The sequence below is a fragment of the Agrobacterium sp. LEGMi-208b genome, from assembly GCF_059511785.1.
The window spans coordinates 153,596-168,404 of the sequence record NZ_CM183445.1 but is presented as its reverse complement, the minus strand read 5'-3'; the positions used below and the strand labels follow the sequence as shown (position 1 = coordinate 168,404).

General features: G+C 59.7%; 13 protein-coding genes. 11 read left to right on the top strand and 2 right to left on the bottom strand.

Features of this window, described 5'->3' with window-relative positions:
• The first annotated feature begins 9 nt into the window (after window positions 1-9).
• The gene (locus AC5YUO_RS00845) at window positions 10-2,439 is read left to right on the top strand and encodes a ComEC/Rec2 family competence protein (RefSeq protein WP_496154878.1); all 2,430 of its coding nucleotides are present in this window, start codon (window positions 10-12) and stop codon (window positions 2,437-2,439) included.
• Window positions 2,440-2,459: 20 nt separating this feature from the next.
• Here AC5YUO_RS00845 and AC5YUO_RS00840 read toward each other — a convergent pair whose 3' ends face one another.
• Window positions 2,460-3,137: a glutathione S-transferase family protein gene (locus AC5YUO_RS00840; protein WP_496153938.1), complete on the bottom strand. Its 678-nt coding sequence runs from the start codon at window positions 3,135-3,137 to the stop codon at window positions 2,460-2,462.
• 437 nt (window positions 3,138-3,574) lie between these two features.
• The gene (lexA, locus tag AC5YUO_RS00835) at window positions 3,575-4,297 is read right to left on the bottom strand and encodes a transcriptional repressor LexA (RefSeq protein ID WP_003521385.1); all 723 of its coding nucleotides are present in this window, start codon (window positions 4,295-4,297) and stop codon (window positions 3,575-3,577) included.
• A gap of 212 nt (window positions 4,298-4,509) precedes the next feature.
• Between lexA and AC5YUO_RS00830 the strand changes: the two genes are divergently transcribed.
• The 10 genes from AC5YUO_RS00830 to lpdA all read left to right on the top strand — a co-directional run bounded on the left by AC5YUO_RS00830 (window position 4,510) and on the right by lpdA (window position 14,781).
• Window positions 4,510-5,403: a VOC family protein gene (locus AC5YUO_RS00830; protein WP_496153937.1), complete on the top strand. Its 894-nt coding sequence runs from the start codon at window positions 4,510-4,512 to the stop codon at window positions 5,401-5,403.
• A complete protein-coding gene (gene kdsA, locus AC5YUO_RS00825; protein ID WP_059762556.1) occupies window positions 5,403-6,248 on the top strand; it encodes a 3-deoxy-8-phosphooctulonate synthase in 846 nt (281 codons plus the stop codon). Before AC5YUO_RS00830 ends, kdsA begins: the two co-directional genes overlap by 1 nt.
• 149 nt (window positions 6,249-6,397) lie before the next feature.
• Window positions 6,398-7,672, top strand: coding sequence for a phosphopyruvate hydratase (gene eno / locus AC5YUO_RS00820; RefSeq protein WP_065115527.1), 1,275 nt, complete (start codon window positions 6,398-6,400; stop codon window positions 7,670-7,672).
• 340 nt (window positions 7,673-8,012) lie between these two features.
• The gene (locus AC5YUO_RS00815; RefSeq protein ID WP_004441601.1) at window positions 8,013-8,330 is read left to right on the top strand and encodes an FtsB family cell division protein; all 318 of its coding nucleotides are present in this window, start codon (window positions 8,013-8,015) and stop codon (window positions 8,328-8,330) included.
• Window positions 8,331-8,483: 153 nt separating this feature from the next.
• On the top strand, window positions 8,484-9,527 hold the full coding sequence (pdhA, locus tag AC5YUO_RS00810; protein ID WP_174008359.1) for a pyruvate dehydrogenase (acetyl-transferring) E1 component subunit alpha: 1,044 nt from the start codon (window positions 8,484-8,486) through the stop codon (window positions 9,525-9,527).
• 17 nt (window positions 9,528-9,544) lie between these two features.
• Complete coding sequence (locus tag AC5YUO_RS00805) at window positions 9,545-10,966, top strand: pyruvate dehydrogenase complex E1 component subunit beta (protein WP_496153936.1); 1,422 nt, start codon at window positions 9,545-9,547, stop codon at window positions 10,964-10,966.
• 12 nt (window positions 10,967-10,978) lie between these two features.
• Window positions 10,979-11,263 (top strand): hypothetical protein, encoded by a 285-nt coding sequence (locus AC5YUO_RS00800; RefSeq protein ID WP_496153935.1) that lies wholly within the window; start codon window positions 10,979-10,981, stop codon window positions 11,261-11,263.
• Window positions 11,264-11,265: 2 nt separating this feature from the next.
• A complete protein-coding gene (locus AC5YUO_RS00795) occupies window positions 11,266-12,618 on the top strand; it encodes a pyruvate dehydrogenase complex dihydrolipoamide acetyltransferase (RefSeq protein ID WP_496153934.1) in 1,353 nt (450 codons plus the stop codon).
• Window positions 12,619-12,630: 12 nt separating this feature from the next.
• Window positions 12,631-13,275 carry an SGNH/GDSL hydrolase family protein gene (locus AC5YUO_RS00790; protein WP_496153933.1) on the top strand — a complete coding sequence of 215 codons (645 nt, stop codon included), beginning with the start codon at window positions 12,631-12,633 and terminating at the stop codon, window positions 13,273-13,275.
• Between the two features lie 60 nt (window positions 13,276-13,335).
• Window positions 13,336-14,781 (top strand): dihydrolipoyl dehydrogenase, encoded by a 1,446-nt coding sequence (gene lpdA, locus AC5YUO_RS00785; RefSeq protein ID WP_496153932.1) that lies wholly within the window; start codon window positions 13,336-13,338, stop codon window positions 14,779-14,781.
• Window positions 14,782-14,809 lie beyond the last annotated feature (28 nt).

The window sequence follows — 14,809 nt, the reverse complement described above, 5'->3', positions numbered from 1 at the left end:
GCGGAAACGATGCAGGGCGGCTTGCCCGGCACGGCGGATATCCTGTTTCCGCTACGCAGAACCGGCGATATAGCGCCCTATGGTGCGCTCGCCCCTGTGAGCAAGCCGAACCTGCGCGTTGCCGCCTCTCAAAAAATCGCCGCATGTTTGGCCGAGGAGCGCGCATTCGGCCATGATTTTCTTTTCGTACCGGTTTTCATCGGCAGCGGTGCGATCCTCTGGTTTTCCCTCGACACTTCGCCTTCATTTCCCATCCTGGCGGTCACATGTCTCATCGCCGCTGGCCTGGCATTTTTCGCGAAATATCGCTCGGGCTTCGCGGCGACGGCCTGCACCCTTGTTGCGCTGTTCTTGCTGGGCATGCTTTTCGCCGAAATCGAAACGCGGCGGGCAGGGACCGTGGTGCTGGATACGCCCGTCACCACCACCATCACCGGCAGGGTGATGCGCAGGGAGGTCGATGCCCGTGGCAACTGGCGATATGTGGTGCAGCTGGCCGCGACGGAGGCGCCGACACTGTCACGCCCGCCGGGGAAGGTCTCGCTTCTCTCACGCGGGGCAGGCGAGCCTGTCGCACTTGGCGCGACCATTCGTGGCAAGGCGCGGCTTTCACCGCCGTCCGGCCCGGCTTTGCCGGGGCTCAACGATTTCGTCTTCGCCTCCTATTTCAAGGGCATAGGCGCGACCGGATTCTTCTACAAGCCGCCACAGGCGGTCACTCCACCCGGCATCGACGCGAAGACCGACTGGCTGGAATGGGCCGACATGCAACTCTATGGCCTTCGTACCGCCATTGCCGAGCGCATCCGCAACACCATCGGCGGCGATGCCGGAGCCTTTGCCGCCTCCATCGTCACCGATGAGAGACAGGCCATATCTCCCGAGACGATGGAAGCGTTGCGACTGTCCGGCCTTGCCCATATCGTCGCCATATCCGGCCTCAACATGGCGCTGGCGTCCGGCATATTCTTTGTCGGGCTGAGGCTTGCCTTCAGTCTTTTTCCGGCATTTGCACAGCGCTGGCCCGTCAAGAAGATTTCGGCTTTCGCCGCGCTCCTGATGACGCTTGCCTATTATCTCATTTCCGGTTTCGCCGTCTCCGCCGAACGCGCCTGGTTGATGACATCGGTGATGCTGATCGCGGTGCTGTTCGATCAACCCTCGCTCAGCCTTAGGAATGTGGCGCTTTCCGCGCTGGTCATTCTTGCTTTTTCGCCATCGGAAATCATGGGGCCGAGCTTCCAGATGTCTTTTGCCGCGACCATCGCGCTCGTCGCCTCCTACGCCGCCTGGAGCCGCTGGCGCGCCGAGCGGGAACGTCTGTTCATCGGGCGCAAACCGGCATGGATGACGGTGGCGCAAACGGCGGGCGCCATCATCGGCGGCGTCATGACGACGTCGCTGATCGGCGGGCTCTCGACGGCGGTCTATTCGGTCGAGCATTTCCAGCGTGTCACCACCTATGGACTTTTCGCCAATCTGGCCGCCATGCCGCTGATGTCGCTCATCGTCATGCCCTTCGGCCTTGTCGCCATGCTGTTGATGCCCTTCGGGCTCGACGCGCCATTCCTGAAGGTCATGGGTTACGGCATGGCCCTCGTCATCGAGGTTGCGCAGGAGGTGGCGTCCTGGGGAGGAAGTGCGGCAACGGGACGACCCCATGACTGGTTTCTGGGTCTCGCTTCGGCTGGTTTTCTGCTGCTGACATTGCTGCGCAGCCGGCTTGCGCTTCTCGGCATGCCGTTTCTGTTCCTCGCCTTTGGCCTGTCGGCCGCCGCGGCCTATCGCAACCCGCCTGATCTGCTCGTTCATGAGGATGGCGAGCTGGTGGCGCTGCTGGCGGACGGCAAAGTCTACACGACAAAAGCTCAGCCGCAGGGTTTCGTTTATGGTCAGTGGCAAAGGGCGCTGCTTTTGCCGGAACAGCCTGTGCCGCCGGTCTTTCTCAAGAGCGAGACCACGACAACCAAAGTGGCTTTGACCACGAAGGCGAAGCTCGATCCGAAAGAGATGAGCGCTGTCGCCCGGCGGATGACGGTGGCCCTTAGAGACGCCGAAGCCGGTGTTTTTACCTGCAGCAAAGGCATATGGTGCGCAGCGCGCGCGGGAAGCGGCGAATGGATCATCGTTCTGGAAGACGGCCGCTTTGCTGGAAAGGCCTGCGATATCGCCGATATCGTTATAGTCTCTCGCAGAACCTCCTTCTCCCAATGCCGCTCGGGCGCGCTCCTGTTGAACCGCGATATTTTGCGGCGGCTCGGTTCGCTGGAGCTGGACTTCGCAGACAGCGATCAGGCAGGGGTGGTCGGCAGGTTGGGCGCCGCAATCGCCCGAATGGACAGGCCCTGGAGCGAACATCGCTATTACGACTGGAAAAGCGGCCGCTTTGAACACGACCTGCCTGATGCCGTGACCCGGTTGCTGGCGGCATCGCAATAAAGTGCCGCCAGCATGGATCGTCAGGCCTTGATGCGCAAATCCGCGGTCATATCGCCGATCCCGCCGATTTCCTCTTCATGCGCCGCGTCGCGCCATGTCTCCTTCAGTCCGGCCTCGTACCATTCGCGCATGGCGGGAAGGGCAAGCAGCCGGTCGCAATAGGCTTTTGCCGCGGGCGAAAGTTCCGCCCCATAGGTCTGGAAACGAAAGGCCACCGGGCAGAAGAAGGCATCGACCGCCGTGAATTTCTGGCCCGCAAGATAAGGCCCGCCAAATTTCGCGAGACCTTCGCTCCACAGCGCATCGATGCGCTTTATATCGGCCGCAAGCCCGGCATCGCCACCCTTCGGTTTTACGCGAATGCCGACCGACATGGGGTAGAGATTGCGCAGCGAGGAAAAACCCGCATGCATTTCGCTCGCCGCCGAACGAGACCAGGCCCTTGCCTGCTTGTCGCTCGCCCAGACGCCCTGGTGTCTTTCCGCCAGATATTCGGCGATCGACAACGATTCCCAAACCGTCACGCCCTCATCGACAAGGCAGGGCACCTTGCCGGTCGGGGAAAAGGTAGAGAAGGAAACGCCTTCGCCGAAGGGAACGAGTTTTTCATCGAAGGCGATGCCGAGCGTGCGCATCAATATCCAGGGCCGCAGCGACCATGAGGAATAGTTCTTGTTGGCGATATAAAGATCGTACATGGCGTGCTCCCCGATATGACGCGCATTTCTATAACGGCGGATGGGCCTTGGAATATCGCAAATAATCCATGGCTCCCATAAGCCGCATTGATAAATGGGAAGGTGAGGGCAGGGAGAAGGACCGACATCCACGTCACCGCCCGGAGACCGACAGCGGAACACTCCGCGAAGAGACTGATAACCTGCATACCTGCTTAACGAAACGAAGGATGCCCATTGTCCATGGTCTCAACCAGCTCCCATTTTGCCGCAGCCTGCACCACAACGAAAACATCTGGCATGAAGCCGGAACCACCCTTCACGACAAAAGACGCGCCGATCCTCTGGATGATCTCTCTTTACCTCTGCAAAGCCGCATCGTTCCAGCGGGCAAACCGCGATGTTTCAAAGGGAGCGTCATCTTTCCGATGACGCTCACAGCGAAAAAAGGCCGCCAATTAATGATAACGGCGGATCAGCCCAACCAGCTTACCCTGGATCTTCACCCGGTCTGGTCCGAAAATACGGGTCTCATAGGCGGGATTGGCCGCTTCCAGAGCGATGGAGGCTCCCTTGCGGCGGAAACGCTTCAGGGTCGCTTCTTCATCATCCACCAGCGCCACGACGATATCGCCCGGATTGGCCGTATTGCCGTTGCGGATGATGACGGTATCGCCATCAAAAATGCCGGCCTCGATCATCGAGTCGCCCTTGACCTCAAGTGCGTAATGCTCGCCTGAACCCAGCATGTCGACCGGCACGGCCACATCATGTGTGTTGTTCTGGATGGCGGAAATCGGCACACCGGCGGCGATGCGGCCCATGACCGGCACGGTGACGGCGCCGCCGAGATCATTGGCTGGCGCCTTGGGGGCGGGGGCCGGTTCCGGCGTCTTCGGCTTGCCGAGGCTGCCCTCGATGACGCTCGGCGAAAAGCCGCGCTGCGGCCTCGCACCCGGCGTGTAGGCCTCCGGCAATTTGATCACTTCCAGCGCCCGCGCCCTGTTAGGTAGCCGGCGAATAAAGCCGCGCTCCTCGAGTGCGGTGATCAGCCGGTGGATGCCGGATTTGGAGGCAAGATCGAGTGCGTCCTTCATTTCATCGAAGGAGGGCGGCACGCCGGACTCTTTCATTCTTTCATGAATGAAGAGAAGCAATTCCTGCTGTTTGCGCGTGAGCATGAGGAAAACACCCTTGAGAATCGTCGTTGAAGTCGCGAAACAAATACAGAACGAACACTATATGTTCCATATGTGTTCCGCAATCCCCTAAAATTTCGTGAAGCCGCTATCTGTTGTTTTGATGATTTGCCTGAAAGCGCACAATTGTGCTTTTCTGCGGTCCGGACTGTTCGGCATGGTCCTGCCGGACTTGACAAGCAGGAAGCACGACAATGACGAAGCCCCACCGTGTCGACCACCTCGTTCTGCCCGTGAAGGTCCTTACGCTTGCCGCAGATCGCCTTGCGAGCCTTGGATTCACGGTCGCGCCCACCGCTCTCCACCCCTTCGGCACCCAGAATGCCTGCGTTTTTTTCTCAGACGGCACCTATCTGGAGCCCCTAGCAATTGCTGAGCCGGATAAGTATATCGCCTCAATCGGCAGGGGAGATGTGTTCACCGCAAGGGACCATGCCTTCCGCAATCATGCCGGAGAGGAGGGGTTTTCCGCTCTTGTCGCCGCGACGGAGGACGCTTTGGCCGATCATGGCAGATTCGTTGCCTCCGGTTTTTCGGCGGGCGAAGTCTTCGAATTTTCACGTCCGGTCAAGATGCCGGACGGTTCGCAAAGCGAGGCGGCCTTTCGGCTCGCCTTTGCGGCAAGTGGGCCGGCGGCGGATTTCTTCCTGTTTAGTTGTGAGCGGCTGCAGGCCCTGCCGGGTGACCGCGTGGCGCTGGAGCGGCATGCCAACGGCACTACCGGGCTATGCGAGATCGTGCTGTCTTACGGCGGTGATGTGGATTCGCCCCGGCTGATCGAAACGGTTTTTGGCTGTGCCGGCACGCTGTCTGCGGATGGTGATGTGGTTTTCGCAACCGGCAATGCACGCATAAGACTAACCGGAAAACCGGCCTTCGGCGATGAACCCGTAAATGCCCCCGTGAACGCCAATAAGTGGAGCGGCGGCGGATTGCACGGCGCGGGCATCGTCTTTTCCGTTGACGATCTTGCCGTGACAGAAGCGGTGCTTACTGCTAATGGCGTCTCCAGCGCAGAAGCGGACGGCCGTCTGGTGGTGTCCGCAGCACCCGGTCAGGGCGTTGCCTTCGCCTTCGAGGAAAAATGATGAGCGTTACGAACAATCTCAAAGTCACCGCCGGCGACGGCGCCAATTCGGTTTCCTTTTCCAATACAGAGCGATTTTCCCTGATCGCCGGCCCCTGCCAGATGGAAAGCCGGGAACATGCCTTCATGATCGCTGGCGTTCTGAAGGAGCTTTGCGACAAGCTGGGGATCGGGCTCGTTTATAAGTCGTCCTTCGACAAGGCGAACCGTACTTCGCTTTCCGGCAAGCGCGGCATCGGCCTTGAGAGCGCCATGCAGGTTTTCGCCGATCTCAAGAAGGAATTCGGCTTTCCTGTTCTGACCGACATTCACACCGAAGAACAGTGCGCCATCGTTTCCGAAGTGGTGGATGTGCTGCAGATCCCGGCCTTTCTCAGCCGCCAGACCGATCTTCTCGTCGCCGCCGCGAAAACCGGCCGCGTCATCAATGTCAAGAAGGGCCAGTTCCTCGCCCCCTGGGACATGAAAAACGTGCTGGCCAAGCTGAATGAGAGCGGCAATCCGAATGTGCTTCTGTGCGAGCGCGGCGCCTCCTTCGGTTACAACACGCTTGTTTCCGACATGCGCTCCTTGCCGATCATGGCTTCGCTCGGTGCGCCTGTTGTCTTTGACGCCACGCATTCGGTTCAGCAGCCGGGCGGGCAGGGCGGCTCAACGGGCGGCCAGCGCGAATTCGTCGAGACTCTGGCGCGGGCGGCGGTTGCTGTCGGCGTCGCAGGCCTCTTCATCGAAACCCATGAGGACCCGGACAATGCACCGTCCGATGGCCCCAACATGGTGCATCTGAAGGACATGCCGAAGCTGCTGGAAAAGCTGCTTGCTTTCGACGCCATCACCAAAGCCTGAGGGGCGGGGGCGCTACGGCGGGCACGGTCCGTGCCAATCGATTTTAATGGCGGGCGGGCCGTTTCTGCCGCCCGCCGTCATTGTAATTTCTTCGCCATCGTCTAAGACAGGCGACGGAAAATATCTGTTCCATTCCCAAGGGAGAGACCATGACTGCCATTACCGATATCATCGCGCGCGAAATCCTCGACAGCCGCGGCAACCCGACCGTTGAAGTCGATGTCTATCTCGAAGACGGCTCCATGGGCCGTGCGGCCGTTCCGTCCGGCGCCTCCACCGGCGCGCATGAAGCGGTTGAGCTGCGCGATGGCGGCAAGCGTTATCTCGGCAAGGGCGTGGAAAAGGCGGTAGAAGCCGTCAATACGGAAATCTTCGACGCCATCGGCGGTTTCGATGCCGAAAACCAGATCCAGATCGACCAGACGATGATCGCGCTTGACGGCACGCCGAACAAGTCGCGCATCGGCGCCAACGCCATCCTTGGCGTCTCGCTTGCCGTCGCCAAGGCTGCGGCTGAAGCGTCCGGCCTGCCGCTTTACCGTTATGTCGGTGGCCCTAACGCGCATCTGCTGCCGGTTCCCATGATGAACATCATCAATGGCGGCGCCCATGCCGATAACCCCATCGACTTCCAGGAATTCATGATCCTGCCGGTTGGCGCGGAAAACATCCGCGAAGCCGTGCGTATGGGTTCGGAAGTGTTCCACACGCTGAAAAAAGAACTGTCCGCTCAGGGTCACAACACCAATGTCGGTGACGAAGGCGGTTTTGCCCCCGGTCTCGAAAGCGCACCGGCAGCACTCGATTTCATCATGAAGTCGATCGAAAAGGCTGGTTATCGTCCGGGCGAAGACATGTATGTCGGCCTCGACTGTGCATCGACGGAATTCTTCAAGAATGGCAAATACGTTCTCGAAGGCGAAGGCCGCACGCTGGAATCCGGCGCGATGGCTGAATATCTGGCCGAACTCGTTGCCAAATATCCGATCATCTCCATCGAAGACGGCATGGCTGAAGACGACTGGGACGGCTGGAAGGCGCTCACCGATCTGATTGGCAACAAGTGCCAGCTGGTCGGCGACGATCTTTTCGTCACCAACTCGGCGCGTCTTCGTGACGGCATCAAGATGGGCGTTGCCAACTCCATCCTCGTCAAGGTCAACCAGATCGGTTCGCTGTCCGAGACGCTGGATGCGGTCGAAACTGCGCACAAGGCCGGTTACACCGCCGTCATGTCGCACCGTTCGGGCGAAACGGAAGATTCCACCATTGCCGATCTCGCCGTTGCCACGAACTGCGGTCAGATCAAGACCGGTTCGCTTGCCCGTTCCGACCGGCTCGCAAAGTACAACCAGCTGATCCGCATCGAGGAAATGCTGGGCCCGCAGGCTGCTTACGCCGGTCGTTCGATCCTGCGCGGGTAATTCGCCCGGATTCCGCGATGTCTTCCGCCAGCTTGGTGGGCTCGTTTGAGGGGCGATGGATACCATCCTCGCTCCGTCACCCCGGACTTGATCCGGGGTCCAGCGCGATCAAGTCCTTGATCGCGAGAGACTCCTCTCACGGCGCAGACGCGCCGTGGCTGGATGCCGGATCAAGTCCGGCATGACGAGATTTATCTGACATCGCCGCCTTTTTCAGCCCGCCCTCCGGCGGGCTTTTTCATGCCCACTTGCCGATTGCAATTTAAGGTCAACGGATAGTTAAACAATCCGGCTTAGTCTTGAGACTCAAAGGTTATGCGTTTTAAGGCTTCTCTCCGGCATGTGGACCAGACATCATAAAAAAAGACGATTCGGCCGTTTGATCGTTCCGGCCATCACGATCGCTTTTCTTTCCTATTTCGGTTATCATTCCATCCATGGCGACTTCGGCCTGCAGGCGACGGAGCGGCTGGAGCGGCAGCGTATTACCCGGACGGCTGAGCTTGCCAAGCTGACGCAGGCGCGCGTGGCGCTGGAGCGGCAGGTGGAATTGCTGAGCGACGGTTCGCTTGAGCGCGACATGATCGACGAGATTTCCCGCTACCAGCTGAATATGTCCCGCACGGATGAAATCGTCATCATGAACACATATTTCTAATTAACCGAAATCAGGTTAATTTAACATTTTTGATTTATTCACAGCATCTTAGCGTGAATATGTGCCATGCGTTTAAAGCATTGCTGCATGGCATTTTCTTGCATATGGTACGCGCCACTCTATCCATTCAAACGGCAACTCAGGGAGGGATGAATGGCGCCGCGAAAACCAGCGACCGTATCCGGCCGCAAGACCACGGCAAAGTCCGCAACCGAATTCACCGGCAAGAACAGCCCGGACTTCTCGAAGGACGAAGAGCTTCACGCTTACCGCGAAATGCTTTTGATCCGCCGTTTCGAAGAAAAGGCAGGCCAGCTTTACGGCATGGGCTTCATCGGTGGTTTCTGTCACCTCTACATCGGCCAGGAAGCCGTCGTTGTCGGCATGCAGATGTCGCAGAAGGAAGGCGATCAGGTTATCACCGCTTACCGCGACCACGGCCACATGCTCGCCTTGGGCATGAGCGCGCGTGGCGTCATGGCCGAGTTGACAGGCCGCAAGGGCGGCCTGTCGAAGGGCAAGGGCGGCTCCATGCACATGTTCTCCAAGGAGAAGCATTTTTACGGCGGCCACGGCATCGTTGGCGCGCAGGTTTCGCTTGGAACCGGTCTCGCCTTCGCCAACAAATATCGCGGCAACGACAATGTCTCCGTGACCTATTTCGGTGACGGCGCGGCCAACCAGGGCCAGGTCTACGAGAGCTTCAACATGGCTGCTCTCTGGAAACTGCCGATCATCTATATCGTCGAGAACAACCGTTACGCCATGGGCACTTCGACCGCCCGCGCCACCGCCCAGTCGAACTATTCGCTGCGCGGCCAGTCCTTCGGCATCCCCGGCGTTCAGGTGGACGGCATGGATGTGCGCGCCGTCAAGGCCGCCGCCGACCAGGCGCTGGAACATTGCCGTTCCGGCAAAGGCCCGATCATCCTGGAAATGCTGACCTACCGTTACCGTGGTCACTCCATGTCGGACCCGGCGAAATACCGCTCCAAGGACGAAGTGCAGAAGATGCGCTCCGAACATGACCCGATCGAGCAGGTCAAGGCACGGCTTCTGGACCATGGCTGGGCAAGCGAAGACGAATTGAAGGCCATCGACAAGGATGTCCGTGATATCGTCGCCGATAGCGCCGACTTCGCCCAGAACGACCCCGAGCCGGATGTCTCCGAGCTCTACACCGACATTCTGCTCTGATCGGGAAAGGGAAACCCATGCCTGTAGAAATTCTTATGCCCGCCCTTTCCCCGACCATGGAGGAAGGCACGCTTTCCAAATGGCTTAAAAAGGAAGGCGACAAGGTCACTTCCGGCGACGTGATTGCCGAGATCGAGACCGACAAGGCGACCATGGAAGTGGAAGCCGTGGACGAAGGCGTGATCGGCAAGCTGCTGATCGATGCCGGCACCGAAGGCGTCAAGGTCAATACGCCGATCGCCGTGCTCATTCAGGAAGGCGAAAGCGCCGACGACATTTCTTCCTCTGCCAAGAAGGAAGAGCCGAAGGCCGAAGCCGCAAATTCCGGTTCGGACGCCGCCGGCGGCAAGACCCGCGAAGCGACTGAGGAGCCGAGCGCTGACAAGGAAGCCGCAAAGGTTCCGGCCGCGCCGAAGATTGATGTCGCAGCCGATCCTGACATTCCTGAAGGCACGGAAATGGTGATGACGACGGTGCGTGAAGCACTGCGCGACGCCATGGCCGAAGAAATGCGCGCCGACGAAAAAGTTTTCGTCATGGGTGAAGAAGTCGCCGAATATCAGGGCGCCTACAAGATCACTCAAGGCCTGCTGCAGGAATTCGGCGAGCGCCGCGTCATCGACACCCCGATCACCGAGCATGGTTTTGCCGGTATCGGCGTCGGCGCTGCGATGACGGGCCTGCGCCCCATCGTCGAATTCATGACCTTCAACTTCGCCATGCAGGCGATCGACCAGATCGTCAACTCGGCGGCCAAGACGCTTTACATGTCGGGCGGCCAGATGGGCGCACCGATGGTGTTCCGTGGTCCGTCCGGTGCTGCTGCCCGCGTCGGCGCGCAGCATTCGCAATGTTATGCCGCATGGTACAGCCATATTCCGGGCCTCAAGGTCGTCATGCCTTACACGGCAGCCGATGCCAAGGGTCTGCTGAAAGCGGCTATCCGCGATCCGAATCCGGTCATTTTCCTGGAAAATGAAATTCTCTACGGTCAGAGCTTCGAAGTGCCGAAGCTCGATGATTTCGTGCTGCCGATCGGCAAGGCACGCATTCACCGCAAGGGCAAGGATGCGACCATCGTTTCCTTTGGCATCGGCATGACCTACGCGATCAAGGCGGTTGCGGAACTCGAAAAGCTCGGTATCGATGTCGAACTGATCGATCTGCGCACCATCCGCCCGATGGATCTGCCCACCGTCATCGAATCGGTCAAGAAGACCGGTCGTCTGGTGACCGTCGAGGAAGGTTTCCCGCAGTCATCGGTCGGTGACTTCATCGCCAACCAGGTCATGCGCGCCGCTTTCGATTATCTCGATGCGCCGATCCTGACGATCGCCGGCAAGGATGTTCCGATGCCTTACGCGGCAAACCTCGAAAAGCTGGCTCTGCCGAATGTTGACGAAGTCGTTCAGGCTGTCAAAACCGTCTGCTACAAATAAGGGGAGGTGATTTTGAGTAAAATAAAACAAATCCTCCCCGCAACTGAAAATTGGTATCGTGTTCTAGGTTCCAAAGGGTCTCCTCAGTTCGAGCGCGTCGTCTTTTGGGCTGTTATCAATGACGGTGAAGGCGATGTGATTGCCGGTGTCCCGCGTGAGTATATCGGCGTCATCGGCGCCGTGAGCGAATGGCTGAACGATGTCGCCGGATATATCGAGGTCTCGCCGTCGCAGCTGGATCGGCTGGCGGAACATCCTGAAGAGCTGGAACAATATAATCTCGTTTGGGGGGACTAGTCATGCCTATCAACATCACCATGCCTGCCCTTTCTCCGACGATGGAAGAGGGCAATCTGGCCAAGTGGCTGGTCAAGGAAGGCGACAAGGTCGCACCCGGTGACGTGATCGCCGAGATCGAGACCGACAAGGCGACCATGGAAGTGGAAGCCGTGGACGAGGGCACCGTTGCCAAGCTGGTCGTTCCTGCTGGTACCGAAGCCGTCAAGGTCAATGCTCTGATCGCAATCCTCGCCGCTGATGGCGAGGATGTCGCCGAAGCGGCAAAGGGCGGTGCTGCCGCCCCGGCCAAGGCCGAGGCGCCGAAGCAGGAAGTCAAGGCAGAAGCACCGAAACAAGAGGCTGCTCCGGCCAAGGCTGAGCAACCGGCTGCTGTGCAGGCTGCTGCTCCCACGCCGGCCCCGGTTGCAAAGTCCGGCGAGCGCATCTTCGCTTCACCGCTTGCCCGCCGTCTTGCCAAGGAAGCCGGTCTCGACCTTTCGTCCGTCTCTGGTTCCGGCCCGCATGGCCGCATCGTCAAGACCGACGTGGAAAAGGCTGTCGCTTCCGGCGGTGCAAAGGCTGCTCCGGCCGCCGCAGCATCGCCAGGTGCACCGGCTCCGGCACTCGCCAAGGGTCAGTCGGACGAAGCGGTTCTCAAGCTGTTCGAACCGGGTTCCTACGAGCTGGTGCCGCATGACGGCATGCGCAAGGTCATCGCCAAGCGCCTGGTCGAATCCAAACAGACGGTTCCGCACTTCTACGTCTCCGTGGATTGCGAACTGGATACGCTTCTGGCGCTGCGCGCCCAGCTCAACGCGGCTGCTCCCGAAAAGGACGGCAAGCCGGTCTACAAGCTGTCGGTCAACGACATGGTCATCAAGGCGCTCGCTCTGGCGCTGCGTGACGTGCCTGACGCCAACGTCTCCTGGACGGAAAGCGCCATGGTCAAGCACAAGCATTCGGATGTCGGCGTTGCCGTTTCCATTCCGGGTGGCCTGATCACGCCGATCATCCGCAAGGCGGAAGAGAAGTCGCTCTCCACCATCTCCAACGAGATGAAGGACTACGGCAAGCGCGCGAAAGAGCGCAAGCTGAAGCCCGAGGAATATCAGGGCGGCACGACCGCCGTGTCCAACATGGGCATGATGGGCGTGAAAAGCTTCTCCGCTGTCATCAACCCGCCGCATGCCACCATCCTGGCTGTCGGTGCGGGCGAACAGCGGGCAGTCGTGAAGAACGGCGAGATCAAGATCGCCAATGTCATGACGGTCACGCTGTCGACCGACCACCGCTGCGTCGATGGCGCGCTCGGAGCCGAACTGATCGGCGCTTTCAAGCGCTACATAGAAAACCCGATGGGCATGCTGGTTTGATCGGAGCGTGAGATGGTGAAGTCGGTCCTCTGCTTTGGCGATTCCCTGACCTGGGGTTCGAATGCGGAAACGGGTGGCCGGCACAGCCATGACGATCTTTGGCCGAGCGTCTTGCAAAAGGCGCTCGGTCCCGACGTGCATGTGATCCACGAAGGTCTTGGCGGCCGCACCACCGCCTATGACGATCTGACGGCCGATTGCGACCGCAATGGCGCGCGGCTTTTGCCGACGCTGCTGCACAGCCACGCGCCGCTTGATCTCGTCATCATCATGCTCGGCACCAATGACATGAAACCGTCGATCCATGGATCGGCCATCGTCGCCATGAAGGGTATCGAGCGGCTGATAAAGCTCACCCGCAACCATGTCTGGCAGGTGCCGGATTGGGAAGCGCCTGACGTGCTGATCGTCGCGCCGCCGCCGCTTTGCGAAACGGCGAACCCCGTGATGGGCGCGATCTATCGCGATGCGATCGATGAATCGGCGATGCTGGCTTCCGTTTACCGGGACCTTGCCGACGACCTCGATTGCGGATTTTTCGATGCCGGGTCCGTCGCCCGCACGACGCCGGTGGACGGCGTCCATCTCGATGCTGAAAACACGCGGGCCATCGGCCGCGGGCTGGAGCCCGTCGTCCGCATGATGCTCGGACTTTGACAATCATTCTCGTTTCGGGGCGGTTTACCGTCATCCGAACAAGACAAGGCAGGATTTCCAATGGCTCAATCTTATGACGTCATCATCATCGGTTCGGGACCGGGCGGTTATATTGCCGCGATCCGCGCAGCCCAGCTCGGCATGAAGGTTGCCGTCGTGGAGCGCGAGCATCTGGCCGGCATCTGCTCCAACTGGGGCTGCATTCCGACCAAAGCCCTGCTGCGCACCGCCGATGTCATGCACACCGCCACCCACGCCAAGGATTATGGCCTGACGCTGGAAGGTTCGATCAAGCCTGATGTCAAGGCAATCGTGGCGCGCTCGCGCGGCATTGCCGCTCGCATGAACAATGGCGTCGGTTTCCTGTTCAAGAAGAACAAGGTCGATATCATCTGGGGTGAAGCCAAGATCACCAAGCCGGGCGAAATCGTTGTCGGCAAGTCCACCAAGCCGGTGGTTCAGCCGCAGGGTCCCGTGCCGAAGAACACGCTGGGCGAGGGGACTTACACTGCCAAGCACATCATCGTTGCCACCGGCGCCCGCCCGCGCGCGCTGCCCGGCATCGAGCCCGATGGCAAGCTGATCTGGACCTATTTCGAGGCGATGAAGCCGGAAGAACTGCCGAAGTCGCTGCTCGTCATGGGTTCGGGCGCGATTGGCATCGAATTCGCCAGCTTCTACCGCACCATGGGCGTCGATGTCACCGTCGTCGAGATCATGAGCCAGGTCATGCCGGTTGAAGATGCGGAAATCTCCGCCTTCGCCAAGAAGCAGCTTGAAAAGCAGGGCATGAAAATTCATCTGGAGACCAAGGTTTCCAAGGTCGAGAAGGGCGCGAACTCCATCACCGCGACGCTCGAGAAGAAGGACGGTTCTTCCGAGAAGATCACGGCCGACCGGATGATTTCCGCCGTTGGCGTCGTCGCCAATATCGAAGGCATCGGCCTTGAGGCTGCCGGCGTGAAGACCGATCGCGGCTTCATCGTCATCGACGGTTACGGCAAGACCAATGTGCCCGGCATTTATGCCATCGGCGATGTCGCCGGCCCGCCGCTACTCGCCCACAAGGCCGAGCATGAGGCCGTCATCTGCGTCGAAAAGATCGCCGGCCTGCCGAATGTTCACCCGATGGACAAGCTCAAGATTCCGGGCTGCACCTATTGCAACCCGCAGGTCGCCTCGGTCGGCCTCACCGAAGCCAAGGCGAAGGAACAGGGCCGCGACATCCGCGTCGGCCGATTCTCCTTTGCGGCGAACGGCAAGGCCGTTGCGCTCGGTGAAGACCAGGGCATGGTCAAGACCATCTTCGACAAGAAGACCGGTGAGCTGCTTGGCGCCCACATGGTCGGTGCGGAAGTAACCGAACTCATTCAGGGCTTCGTTGTCGCCATGAATCTGGAGACGACGGAAGAAGACCTGATGCACACGATCTTCCCGCATCCGACTATTTCGGAATCGATGAAGGAAAGCGTGCTCGACGCCTATGGGCGTGTGCTGAACGCATAAGTGCCGCGTGATGCCCGGCATTGTCTAA